Raw genomic sequence first — 12,507 nt, 5'->3', positions numbered from 1 at the left:
CAAATGAAGTTACCACAAAAAAGCCGCCTCAAGCGGTTGGGTCTAAAAACAAGCCTGCCTCGACACACTCATACCGAGCATTCGGCGGTCGCATATACCTATCGCTACCCACCGAAAACCCTTCGCTCGACATTAGATTTTACACTTCACCATTTAACGCCTGCGCTGCGTGCTTCACATCATAAGCCCCACCTAAAAATACAACAACATCATGTTCAAGCAAAACTGGATTGTCATACACATCTAACTTTTCACCTTCACGCACCAAGTGGCTCACCTCCACCCGCCATGCCTTCAGTGGCAGACTATCAAGAGGCTGATTCAGCCACAAACTCTCATCTTTAACGCCAACCATTAGCTCTTGAATTTGCTCAACTTTAGCTGGTTGACGTTCAAACTCAGGCTGTTCCACCGCGTCTGGCGTACTACTTGTGACACCAAAAGGCTCATCCATACTGAAATGCTGGCGCAACAAGTCGTAACGTTCGCGTCGTTGCGCTGCGATAAAGGCGAGCACGTCTTGCGGCGCGATGCCCGCAGTGAGTAGCGTTTGACTGGCAAGCACAAGACTACCTTCTAAAATCTCGGGCACGACAGCAACCGCACCCGCTTTTTGCAATTGCTCCAGCATCTCGTCATCTAAAGTGCGAACGATAACGGGCAACTCAGGATTAATCGCTTTAACATGATGCAAAACTTGCAAAGCCACTTTCGGCTCAATATAAGTAATAACCAACGCACGCGCACGCGCAACCCCTGCCGCCAACAACGCATCCTTGCGCGTAAAGTCACCATAAACGACATCATGCCCTTGCAGCACCGATTTTTGCACACACTCAGGGTCATTATCCAAACCAATATAGGGCATATTCTGTTCGCGCAACAAGCGACCCAAACTGGTGCCGCTACGACCGAACCCCGCTATGACGACATGTTGTTCTGCCTCAATGGTGCTGCTGACTATGTTAGTCAATTGCAACGACTGTAGCATCCACTCGCTTCGGGTGATACGAAATACAATTTTATCGGCATGTTGCAAAATGAACGGCGTCAAAAACATTGAAATTAACATGGCCGCCAACACCCACTGCCCCACCATTGGATGCACCAACTGATACTGTAAAGTCAACGTCAACAGCACCAATCCAAACTCACCCGCGGGCGCCAGCGCCAGCGCGGTACGCACCGCATTGCCTGGCGAATGACCAAATACACGCGTCAACCCCGCAATCACAACAAATTTTGCTAACAACAGCACCGCCAACGTGATGAGCACCAAGGGCAGCTGCGTATAAATCTGTGGCAAATTCAACTGCATGCCCATGGTGATAAAGAAAAAGCCTAGCAAAATATCTTTGAATGGCTGGATATCCTCTTCCACCTGTAATTTAAATTCGGTTTCCGAAATCAACATGCCTGCAACAAAAGCCCCCAGTGCCAATGACAACCCCGCCATCTCTGTCAACCATGAAAAGCCCAGCGTCATCAAAAACAAATTGAGCATAAACAGCTCTTGCGAGCGACGTTTTGCCACAAGGGTCAACCATGCATGCATCGGTTTTTGCCCAAAACTCAAAAGCAACGCCAGAACCAAAGCCGCTTTTAAAAGACCTACCCCCATAAGCACCATTAAATTTGATTCGCTATTCGCCAAGGCTGGAATTAAAATCAACAACGGCACAACAGCCAAATCTTGAAACAACAGCACCCCAAAAATATTGCGCCCGTGCTGCGAGTCAAGCTCCATCCTTTCGGTCAAAACTTTCATGAGAATCGCAGTTGAAGACATCGCCAACACGCCACCAAGGGCAAACCAGCCCTTGTTGCCCATTTTGTAATCTTCAGGCAAAAACCAGTTCACAGCAAAGCCCAGCAGCACGCTCACAAGCATCGTCCCCAGCAACTGAGAGCCACCAAGACCGAATACGACGCGACGCATCGACTTCAGCTTAGGCAAGGAAAACTCCAAACCAATGGTAAACATCAAAAAGACGATGCCAAATTCAGCTAAATGGCTGGTATCCTCAGTATCAGGCAACAATCCAAACGAATGCGGTCCAACCAACACGCCCACAAACAAATACCCGAGCACAGGTGGCAGATGCATCAGACGAAAGAGCACCACGCCCAAAACTGTGACCGCAAGCAATAAAATAAGAAATGTGAGACCATGCATAAGAAAAAGCACCTTCAGTGGAGTTGCAAAAACAGTGCAAAGCTGTCGCTGAACAACACCTTCACTTCGCCGAAAACCGCACCATCATTGTACTGATGATTTAAAAACGCTATACTGGCAGCCATGATGATAACAAACAAACCCAGCCTTTTAAACGACGACGACATATTAAATGCCGCGCACAAAGTTTTGAACATTGAAGCGCAAGCATTAATGAACCTCACTCACACCCTAGACACACAATTTGTGAGGGCGGTGCGGATGCTATTCGCATGCAAGGGGCGCGTGGTGGTCTCAGGAATGGGGAAATCGGGGCACATTGCTCGCAAAATTGCCGCAACATTGGCTTCGACAGGAACACCTGCTTTTTTTATGCACCCAGGTGAAGCGGCTCACGGCGATTTAGGCATGATTACCCAAGACGACGTGGTGCTTGCATTATCCTATTCGGGTAAAAGTGAGGAATTACTAGCCATTTTACCCGCAGTTAAACGCCATCACACTCAACTCATCACCATGACAGGGCACGCTGATTCTCCGATGGCAAAGCTCTCCGATGTGCATCTCATGATTAAAGTCGAGAAAGAAGCCTGCCCGCTCAATCTCGCGCCCACCGCCAGCACCACCGCCAGCCTTGCTCTTGGCGACGCACTGGCGATTGCCTTGCTTGAGTTGCGCGGCTTCAACGAAAAAGACTTTGCCCGCTCACACCCAGGCGGGGCTCTTGGGCGACGTTTATTGACCTACGTCTCAGACGTCATGCGCGTAGGCGAGCAAATCCCGTCCGTCACAAGCGGTACGAGTTTAACGGCGGCATTACTAGAAATATCCAATAAACGCATGGGCATGACCGCTGTGGTTGACACATCGAATAAAGTTCTCGGCGTATTGACTGATGGCGACGTGCGCCGACTCTTTGAAAAAGGTGTGGACGTGCGCACGCTTAGCATTGACGAAGTCATGCACATCAACCCCCGCACGATTGCTGCGGATGTGCTCGCCGTGTCTGCCGTTGAGATGATGGACAGCCATCGCATCAATCAACTGTTGGTCACCAACGAAAACAACACGCTCATCGGCGCACTCAATATTCATGATTTATTGGCCGCAGGGGTCATGTGATGGCAGAAAATTTATATTTCCCCGCCGTCATGCCCTCGGAAGAGGTTCTCGCCTTGGCGCGTGAAGTGCGCTTATTGATTTTAGATGTTGATGGCGTCATGACCACGGGCTACTTGGACTACGATGCCAACGGCGAAGTTGTCAAATCCTTTTATGTGCACGATGGTTTGGGCATTCAATTGCTGCGTCAAGTCGGCATCCCCATCGCCATCATCAGTGGACGCAACTCTAAAGTAACCGCAGCACGCGCCAAAGATTTAAAAATCGATTTTCTTTACCAAGGCGCACAAGATAAAGGCTTGGCACTGTCTCAGCTGATGCAGGAAGCACACGTCACCCCACAACAATGTGCCTACATAGGCGATGATGTGATTGATTTGCCAATTTTGCGAGCGGTTGGCTTTGCTGCCAGCGTACCCAATGGACATGTACTCGCCCAGCGAGCCGCTCATTGGGTCAGTAACAATAGCGGCGGCATGGGTGCCGTTCGCGAAATAGCCGAGCTGATATTATTTGCCCAAGACAAATTAAGTTTAGCCTATGATGCCTATCTAAACGATGAGCACACCCCGAAACTGGACATCATGTAATGGACAAGCAACCCCTTAAAACCACATTTTCTCGCTGGCGTTATTGGACACGATTTCACCTGCCCAACCTCATCTATTTACTGATTTTAATCGTGGTCGCTGCGGGTAGTTATTGGTGGATAAAAAAAGACAGTGAAACCGAAAAGCCCGCTAAAGAACATCACCCTGAGTTAGCCGACGCTTTCACTTCTGGCATGCAAATCAACCGTACGGGTAAAAATGGCGCGGTTGAATACGTTGTGACCGCCAAAGAAGTTGTGCATTTCGGTGACAAAAATGCCGAGTTAAAAGAAGTCACAGTGGCGGCCACCCCCATTGGGCAACCCACATCGACGGCTCGAGCAGACACCGCCACTTGGTCGGATGAAACACATGTCATTGATTTAAAAGGTCATGTTGTCATGAATAGACTCGCAACGCCAGAAACTGCGCCATTGGAACTCACCACAGAAGCCATGACCATCGGTTTATACAGCAACATTGCCAGCAGTGACGACGCATTCGTCTTGACACGCGGACAACATGACAGCGTCAAAGGCCGTCGCTTTAGCTATGATTACGCCTCGCGCGACCTCATGATGGGCGGCAACACAGGTGAACGCATCTCTGCTGTTTTGCAAAACATAAAAAATGACCCTACCAAATAAGGATAAACCCATGACATTGGGACGCTCACTCTTACTGCCGCTCGTGGCCTTAATTATTCCTGCCGCCAGCTTGCACGCTCAAAACCAAAACAGCGACCGTCAAAAACCCATTACGGTTGAAGCCGACGGCGTTACGTATAAAGACATCACACAAACCAGCCTATTCACGGGTAAAGTTATCTTGACCCAAGGTTCTATGATGATTCAAGCTGACCAAATGGAAACGGTCACCGACCCTGAGGGCTATCAGTTCGCCACTGCCAGCATGACCAATAAATCAGGCATGGTTAAATTCAGTCAAAAACGAGAAGGCAGCAACGAAATCATCAAAGCACAAGCCAATAAACTCATTTATGACGGCAAGCAAAATATTATTGTGTTATCTGACCGTGCGCAAATGCAACGCTTCTCCCCTAACGGCAAACTCATCGACCAAATCAATGGCGACGAATTGGTCTACAATCAACTCACTGAGGTTTTTGAATCACATACACTCGCAGGCGTGCCTGGTCGCACACGGGTGGTGATTACACCTGCTTCCAAAACAAACTAGCCACTGCTCTCTTGGGCAAGCCCTTAAACACTTGCCCATGTTTTATATACCCGTCAACCTCGAACAAATAACGTTAATTTTTTATTTCTTCGTATTTCAACAAGAAGTGCATTAGCACCCACAGACCATGCCAACACACACAACATCCGAACAGCACATTCTGTGCGTACAGCAGCTCAAAAAACGCTACGGCGCTCGTACCGTAGTCAAAGACGTGTCTTTTGAAGTTAAAAGTGGCGAGGTCGTCGGCTTACTTGGGCCGAATGGTGCGGGCAAAACAACATGTTTTTATATGGTGGTCGGTTTGGTCGGCACGGATGGCGGTCAAATTACGCTTGATAACGCCGTCATTAACCGCTTACCGATGCACAAGCGCGCTCGTTTGGGTTTGTCTTACCTGCCACAAGAAGCGTCTATTTTTCGTAAACTCACCGTCGAAGAAAACATCCGCGCGGTGTTAGAGCTACAACGCGATGCCGATGGTCGAAAATTAACCAACGCCCAAATTTCTGATGAGCTGCACCACTTGGTCGCCGATTTACAAATTGGCCACATCATCCACAGCCCTGCGCCTGCGTTATCTGGCGGCGAGCGTCGCCGAGTTGAAATTGCGCGCACCTTAGCCACTCGCCCGCGCTTTGTTTTGCTGGATGAGCCTTTTGCAGGGGTTGACCCGATTGCGGTCATCGATATTCAAAAAATCATTCAATTCTTAATAGAGCGCAACATCGGCGTCCTCATTACCGATCACAATGTGCGTGAAACATTGGGCATTTGTGACCGAGCCTATATCATCAGTGAAGGTAAAGTACTGGCCGAGGGTGATGCTCAATCGATTGTGGACAATGAGGCCGTCCGCCAAGTGTATTTAGGTGAAAACTTCTCCATGTAAACACACTCAATTGAGCACACATTTATACTCGCTCAAACTCTCGTGTACTCGAAAGCGAATCAACAATGACAAACATTCTTCTCACGGGCGGTGCAGGCTACATAGCGTCACACACCGCCGTCAGTTTAATTGAAGCGGGCTTGCAACCGATTTTGCTCGACAACTTCATCAACAGCTCACCTAAAGTTCTTGACCGACTGGAGCGACTCACGGGCGTTCGACCCATATTAATTGAAATGGATGTCCTCAATACCGCAGGCGTGACTCAAGTATTGCGAGACCATCATATTCAAGCGGTCGTTCATTTTGCCGCGCTGAAAGCGGTCGGCGAATCAGTCACCATGCCACTGGAGTACTACCATAACAACGTGGTTGGTCTGATTAATGTGTTGCAAGCCATGCGCGCGGCCGATGTGAAACACATCGTCCTCAGCTCGTCAGCAACTGTCTACGGCGAGCACAATGTCTCGCCTTATAAAGAAAACAGCACTTTATCCGCGACCAGTCCTTACGGCGAATCTAAAGTCATGATGGAGCACATCATCCGCGATGTCGCCAAAGCCGACTTGACTTTACGCTACGCCATGCTCCGTTATTTCAACCCTGTCGGCGCGCATCCATCGGGGTTAATTGGCGAGCACCCTCGTGGCATTCCAAACAACCTCATGCCTTACATTCAGCAAGTCGCTGTTGGCTTACGTGACAAGTTATCTGTTTTTGGCAATGACTACGACACAACCGACGGCACGGGCGAACGCGACTACATCCATGTCATGGACTTGGCGCGTGGTCATGTGCTCGCCGTGCAACATTTATTAAGCGGTAAAGACTCCATCACGACCAATCTCGGCACAGGGCAGCCTGTATCCGTATTGCACATGGTCAAGGCATTTGAAGCGGTAAGCGGCAAAGCAATTCCGTACCAATTTGCACCACGCCGTGCAGGTGACATTGCATGCTTCTATGCCGACCCCAGCCTATCTCAACACATTTTGAACTTCCACACGGAATTCAATATTGACGACATGTGCCGCGATGCGTGGAACTGGCAGCGTCAAAACCCAAATGGCTATGAAACCGAACAACCCAATTGACATGGATGAATACGCACATGCCCCTCAATCAAAACATCACCCCAGCCGAAATCGAAAAATTCTCACAACATGCCCAACAATGGTGGGATGAAAACGGCCCATTAAAAACATTGCATCAAGTCAACCCCGTGCGTTTAGCATGGATAAGTGAGCACATCAATTTACAACAAGCCCGCGTCATTGATGTGGGTTGCGGCGGCGGCATTTTAACCGAAGCCTTGGCACGCGCAGGCGCACACGCCACAGGTTTAGACATGGCTGCAGACTCCATTGAAATCGCGAAACTACACGCACTGGCGCATCACCTGCCCATTACTTACCATGTCAACACCGCCGAACAGATGGCCGAAGAAGCCGCACATACTTTTGATGCCGTCACCTGCATGGAAATGTTAGAACACGTACCCGACCCTGCATCAGTGATTCAAGCCTGCGCCAAAATGGTTAAAACAGGCGGTACGGTATTTTTCTCCACGCTGAACCGTCATCCAAAGGCACTCGCCCTCGGCATTGTCGCCGCTGAATACCTACTCAACTGGATTCCCAAAGGCACACATCAATACAAAACATTCATCAAGCCCAGTGAGCTGGCGCAATATGCGCGATTGGCTGGGTTAGAAGTCATTGACGTTCGTGGCATCGCCTACCATCCTTGGCGCGACAAACAGGCCCCCTTTGTCACGACCCACGATACCGATGTCAATTACATGATGGCCTGTCGCAAAAATTAACCCCATGTCTCGCCCACTCTATAAAAAACAGCAACACATACGAATCACTGACGTCACTCACGCATGAATCCACATTTACAACCCGCCCCCAGCGCAGTCCTATTTGATTTAGACGGCACCTTAGTTGACTCCGCCCCTGACCTCGCAGGCGCAGTCAACGCATTACGCGTACGACGTGGCCTAACCGAACTGCCCCTTGCCCAACTCCGCCCTTTTGCCTCTCAAGGCGCGCGCGGACTGCTTGGCGCAGGCATGGGCATCACGCCCGAACACAACGATTTTGAAATGCTACGCGATGAATTTTTAGACTATTACGAAACCCACTGCTGCGTACACAGCCACCTCTTCGACGGTGTTGAAGAGGTGCTGCAATGGCTCGAATCGCACCACCTACCGTGGGGCATCATCACCAATAAACATACACGCTTCACAACCCCATTGGTTCAAGCTTTGGGACTAGACGCACGAGCCGCCGTCATCATCAGTGGCGACACCACCGCTCACGCCAAACCCCACCCTCTACCCCTACAACACGCCGCCAACATATTAAAACGCCCCGTAGAACAACTCATCTACGTGGGTGACGATGCGCGCGACATCGAAGCGGCTCGCGCAGCACATTACATGAGTGCATTCGCCGCCGCCTATGGCTACTGTCAACCCAGCGAGGTGGCAACATGGCACGCAGACGCCATTCTAAACACGCCCACTGACATCCTAAAGTTACTCAAATAAAACACAAATTTACATAAAGCTTACAAAAATATTGTCGCAAAACGCATAGGCACGTACAATTCCCGCTTAATTTAATTCAGACTAAGATATAAGCATTAAATAAAAATATATCTTAATATTTTGTTTTGTGGAAATTGACCCATGCGCAAGAACCAAATCACCCGCTGTTTACTCAGTGCAGGCATCTTAACGATGCCTGCTTTTGCGTGGGCACAAACCAGTGCATCACCGACTATACCTCCTGTGATTCAAAACGCACAAAGCATAGAACAGCGTCAACGCGAACAAACCGAACAACTGCGCTTACAGCAACAACAAGAGCAAGAGCAACGCTCACGCGTGCAAACGCCCAATGCTCAAGCCACTGCCACGACACCTGACAAGCCCGTTGCCAATGAAGGGCCTTGCTTTGCACTGAAACATATTATTTGGCAACAGACTCAAGGCCTCATTCCACCGCCACTGTATCTTAAATACAAGGCCTATCGAGGGATACACGCACATGAATGCCTCAATCAAGCACAAATTATTCAACTACAAAAAGACCTCTCCAACGCACTGATAGAGCACGGACACATCACCAGCAAAATCAACTTCCCCGCTCAAAACATCGCCTCGGGTCAACTCACCATTGATTGGTACCCTGGTACCGTGGCTAAAATCACGCATGATACCAAGACGGGTCAACCCATTGGCAGCTTAGACGTGTTGTTCCCAAATCGAGAAGGTCAGCTATACAACCAACGACAAGCCGACCAAGCATTAGAAAACCTCAAGCGACTATCCAGCCAAGGCAATGCCACGATTGAGTTGCAACCAGGTGAAGCCACGGGCACCTCCAACATCGTATACAAACTTGAACCTAAAACATTCTTGCAGCGCATTAACGGCACAATAGGCTTCGACAATGCAGGTTCAAAAACCTCAGGCCAATATCAAGCCAATGGCAGCCTGTCGATTGACTCACCACTGCATCTGAATGACCAACTGACGCTCAACTACAACCACAATGCAGATGCGTCCAACAGCGACCACAACACCGAAACCTATGGTGCCTATTGGGGCATCGCCACGGGTTACGGTACATTTGATTTGGGCTATAACAAAAGCAGCTATTTACAAACTGTAGCGGGTTATCAAAGCAATTTAGCCTACACGGGTAACAGTCAAGACTTCTACGCCAGCGCAGGTTTTATGCTGCATCGAAGCAGCAACAGTAAAACTCAAGCGGCCATCAAGCTGGGGCGTAAAATCAGCCACAACCTCATTGACGATACAGAGATTCCGATTCAAATGCGGGACTATGTCTACACCGACATGGGGCTCAATCACACGCAATACCACAAAGACCAGCAATACACGATTGGCTTTAATGTCCGCCAAAACCTGCCCTCACTCTCTAAATCGGTCGGCTACGTGTATGGCGAACCCGATTGGAATGGCAAATGGCGCGTGTATACGCTCAATGCCAGTGCAACCATCCCATTCAAACTCGGTACCGCCACATTTAGATACAACGGCACATTAAAAGCGCAACGCGCCAAACGCCCCACACCAGGCTCTGAGCTGTTCAGCCTCGGCAGCCGCTACACCGTGCGTGGATTTGACGAGAGCTTCTCCATCAGCGGCGAAGACGGCGTGTTGATACGCAACGAATGGGCGTATCTTTATGGCCCCGACAAACGACAACAAGTCTACCTTGGCATTGATTGGGGCAAGGTCAAAGGCCCTGCGACTGAAGATTCGCTGGCCACAAGTTTAATGGGCTCAGCACTGGGAGTCCGAGGATATTACAAAGGGCTGAACTACGATTTAGCTCTTGGCCTACCCATTAAGAGCCCCAAGTACATCAGCCATCGGCACGACCCCTCATTTTACGGCAGCATCAGCTACCAGTTTTAAGCCACGACACACAGACCCATCACAGATAAACCAGATTCATATCCCTTCACAGGAACACCATCATCATGAACCAACGTCAATACAAACTCATCTTCAGTAAAATCCGTGGCATGTTAGTTGCCGTCGCCGAAACCGCCAACAGCCACAACGACGGCGCACTGGGTGAGTCACGCGCGGGTTCAAGTTCGCACTCAGGCTTGAGCATTCAAGTCAAACAAGGCTTTGCCGCCTTGCTCATGGCGTTTCAAGCCTTAACCCCATTGGTCTCACAAGCACAAATCAGCAACGACCCCAACCAAGCAGGCAGCAAACCGATGATCGGCGTTGCAGGCAATGGCGTGCCTGTCATCAACATCGTCGCACCCAACAGCAACGGCGTCTCGCTTAACCAATTCAATCAATACAATGTCGACAACAAAGGGGTTATTCTCAACAACAGCGGCGGCATGAATCAAACGCAACTGGCGGGCTACGTACAAGGCAACCCTTATTTAGGCAACGCCTCCGCCAGCACCATTGTCAATCAAGTCACGGGGCCCAACGGCTCCAACATCAACGGCTTTCATGAAATCGCAGGCCATCGCGCCAACCTCGTCATCGCCAACCCGAATGGCATTTCCATTAACGGCGCAGGCTTCATCAACGCCGCCAACGTCACCCTCACCACAGGCACACCACAGTTTAACAATGGCGCGCTAACGGGCTACAACGTCAATCAAGGCACCATCAACATCAACGGCAGTGGTTTAAACGCCTCGAATGTCGACAAGCTCGAACTGATTAGCCGCGCCGCTCAAGTCAACGCGCAGCTGTGGGGCAATCAAGTCAAAGTCACCCTCGGCGCCAACCAAGTCACCGCCGACAACAGTGGCAGTTCAGGCACCGCCACTGCACAAGCAGGCACAGGCGCAGCCCCCAGCTTCGCGCTCGATGTCTCGCAACTGGGCAGTATGTATGCAGGTCAAATGACCATTGTCGGCACAGAAGCAGGGCTGGGCGTCAACAACCAAGGGCAAATCATCGCCGATGCCAACGACTTGACCTTAAACGCACAAGGTCAACTCATCAACAGCGGCAAAATACAAGGCGCGAACGACACTCACATTCAAGCCAACGCCCTGAACAACTCAGGCCAAATCGGTGCCATCAACAATTTGGACATCAGCAGCAGCCAAAGTGTCACCAACACAAGCAAGGTCTTGGCGGGCAGCGTGCAGCTCAAAGCGAGCGAGCTTAACAACACAGGCACCATCAGCCAAACAGGCGGACAATCCCTCACCCTCAGCAGCACCGCTTTGAGTAACAGTGGCACCATTGGCATCGCAGAAGACACCAGTAAACCCATCGCCACCGACCCCGCGACAGGCAATAGCACCAGCAGCAACACGCAAGCGCCCAACACCGATACGGGCAACACGACCGCCAACAATGGCAGCAGCGCACCCGTCACCACCAATCCTGTGGTACTCAAAGCAGGGCACATCCAAGTCGATAACGCCCTGACCAACAGCGGCACCATCAGCACCAGCGGTGCATTGACCATCAGCAACAGCGACACGTTGACCAACAACGGTGCGATTCGCACGGCAGGCGCATTAAGCCTCAACACCAACGCCCTAACCAACAGCACAAACAGCACCATTAAATCACAAACCAGCGCAGACATCAGTGCCAATCAGTTGCATAACCAAGGCAAATTACAAGCACAAACCCTCACCGTCACCGCACCGACCATCGACAACACCAAAGGTCAAATCACGGGCGAAACCAGCTTGACACTTAACGCCAGAGGTCAAATCATCAACCAACAAGGCAGCATTGCAAGCAAAGCCCTGACATTAAACACGCCCAGCATCGACAACACCAAAGGCAGCATCATCAGCGGTGGCGATTTGAGCTTTAGCCAAGCCGAATTTAACAACCAACAAGGCAGCATCACCGCTAAAAACCTCACGCTGAACAACAGCAGCTGTTGCTGCTCGTTCAAAACTGACCATTTAAAGGCATAAATTTGCGTTCAAAATTGACCAGGTAATCCAAGTATTCTGCTTATTTTATAAGCAGG

11 protein-coding genes are annotated in these 12,507 nt (G+C 50.2%); 10 read left to right on the top strand and 1 reads right to left on the bottom strand.

All coding sequences use genetic code 11. The features are described from left to right. Positions 1-139: 139 nt before the first annotated feature. Positions 140-2,176, bottom strand: a complete 2,037-nt coding sequence (locus tag DFR44_RS07700) for a cation:proton antiporter (protein WP_133620735.1) — start codon at positions 2,174-2,176, stop codon at positions 140-142. Positions 2,177-2,302: 126 nt separating this feature from the next. Between DFR44_RS07700 and DFR44_RS07695 the strand changes: the two genes are divergently transcribed. The 10 genes from DFR44_RS07695 (at position 2,303) to DFR44_RS07650 (ending at position 12,451) form a co-directional block, all read left to right on the top strand. After that, a complete protein-coding gene (locus tag DFR44_RS07695) occupies positions 2,303-3,298 on the top strand; it encodes a KpsF/GutQ family sugar-phosphate isomerase (protein WP_133620801.1) in 996 nt (331 codons plus the stop codon). Beyond that, a complete protein-coding gene (locus DFR44_RS07690; protein WP_246012081.1) occupies positions 3,298-3,888 on the top strand; it encodes a KdsC family phosphatase in 591 nt (196 codons plus the stop codon). Before DFR44_RS07695 ends, DFR44_RS07690 begins: the two co-directional genes overlap by 1 nt. Next, complete coding sequence (gene lptC / locus DFR44_RS07685) at positions 3,888-4,535, top strand: LPS export ABC transporter periplasmic protein LptC (RefSeq protein WP_133620733.1); 648 nt, start codon at positions 3,888-3,890, stop codon at positions 4,533-4,535. The genes DFR44_RS07690 and lptC overlap by 1 nt, the downstream gene beginning before the upstream one ends. Before the next feature lie 10 nt (positions 4,536-4,545). Further along, positions 4,546-5,088: a lipopolysaccharide transport periplasmic protein LptA gene (gene lptA, locus DFR44_RS07680; protein ID WP_162845204.1), complete on the top strand. Its 543-nt coding sequence runs from the start codon at positions 4,546-4,548 to the stop codon at positions 5,086-5,088. A gap of 127 nt (positions 5,089-5,215) precedes the next feature. Beyond that, the gene (gene lptB / locus DFR44_RS07675; RefSeq protein ID WP_133620729.1) at positions 5,216-5,980 is read left to right on the top strand and encodes an LPS export ABC transporter ATP-binding protein; all 765 of its coding nucleotides are present in this window, start codon (positions 5,216-5,218) and stop codon (positions 5,978-5,980) included. A 65-nt stretch (positions 5,981-6,045) separates the two neighbouring features. Continuing rightward, a complete protein-coding gene (gene galE, locus DFR44_RS07670) occupies positions 6,046-7,074 on the top strand; it encodes a UDP-glucose 4-epimerase GalE (protein ID WP_133620727.1) in 1,029 nt (342 codons plus the stop codon). Positions 7,075-7,091: 17 nt separating this feature from the next. Then, a complete protein-coding gene (ubiG, locus tag DFR44_RS07665) occupies positions 7,092-7,805 on the top strand; it encodes a bifunctional 2-polyprenyl-6-hydroxyphenol methylase/3-demethylubiquinol 3-O-methyltransferase UbiG (protein ID WP_133620726.1) in 714 nt (237 codons plus the stop codon). A gap of 63 nt (positions 7,806-7,868) precedes the next feature. Further along, entirely contained in the window at positions 7,869-8,540 is a 672-nt protein-coding gene (locus tag DFR44_RS07660) for an HAD-IA family hydrolase (protein WP_133620724.1), read from the top strand. A 141-nt stretch (positions 8,541-8,681) separates the two neighbouring features. Then, complete coding sequence (locus DFR44_RS07655; protein ID WP_133620722.1) at positions 8,682-10,442, top strand: ShlB/FhaC/HecB family hemolysin secretion/activation protein; 1,761 nt, start codon at positions 8,682-8,684, stop codon at positions 10,440-10,442. A 65-nt stretch (positions 10,443-10,507) separates the two neighbouring features. After that, complete coding sequence (locus DFR44_RS07650; RefSeq protein WP_133620720.1) at positions 10,508-12,451, top strand: two-partner secretion domain-containing protein; 1,944 nt, start codon at positions 10,508-10,510, stop codon at positions 12,449-12,451. The last annotated feature ends 56 nt before the right edge of the window (positions 12,452-12,507 follow it).

Source organism: Hydromonas duriensis (genome assembly GCF_004363775.1).
In the GTDB taxonomy this organism is placed as follows: domain Bacteria; phylum Pseudomonadota; class Gammaproteobacteria; order Burkholderiales; family Burkholderiaceae; genus Hydromonas; species Hydromonas duriensis.
Note: the sequence above shows the minus strand (reverse complement) of the source record. Positions and strands in the feature narration are given on the sequence as shown.

Excerpts from the sequence above, each read along its gene's own strand:
- DFR44_RS07700 (WP_133620735.1), bottom strand. The coding sequence starts at position 2,176 with ATGCATGGTCTCACATTTCTTATTTTATTGCTTGCGGTCACAGTTTTG.
- DFR44_RS07695 (WP_133620801.1), top strand. The coding sequence starts at position 2,303 with ATGATAACAAACAAACCCAGCCTTTTAAACGACGACGACATATTAAAT.
- DFR44_RS07690 (WP_246012081.1), top strand. The coding sequence starts at position 3,298 with ATGGCAGAAAATTTATATTTCCCCGCCGTCATGCCCTCGGAAGAGGTT.
- lptC (WP_133620733.1), top strand. The coding sequence starts at position 3,888 with ATGGACAAGCAACCCCTTAAAACCACATTTTCTCGCTGGCGTTATTGG.
- lptA (WP_162845204.1), top strand. The coding sequence starts at position 4,546 with ATGACATTGGGACGCTCACTCTTACTGCCGCTCGTGGCCTTAATTATT.
- lptB (WP_133620729.1), top strand. The coding sequence starts at position 5,216 with ATGCCAACACACACAACATCCGAACAGCACATTCTGTGCGTACAGCAG.
- galE (WP_133620727.1), top strand. The coding sequence starts at position 6,046 with ATGACAAACATTCTTCTCACGGGCGGTGCAGGCTACATAGCGTCACAC.
- ubiG (WP_133620726.1), top strand. The coding sequence starts at position 7,092 with ATGCCCCTCAATCAAAACATCACCCCAGCCGAAATCGAAAAATTCTCA.
- DFR44_RS07660 (WP_133620724.1), top strand. The coding sequence starts at position 7,869 with ATGAATCCACATTTACAACCCGCCCCCAGCGCAGTCCTATTTGATTTA.
- DFR44_RS07655 (WP_133620722.1), top strand. The coding sequence starts at position 8,682 with ATGCGCAAGAACCAAATCACCCGCTGTTTACTCAGTGCAGGCATCTTA.
- DFR44_RS07650 (WP_133620720.1), top strand. The coding sequence starts at position 10,508 with ATGAACCAACGTCAATACAAACTCATCTTCAGTAAAATCCGTGGCATG.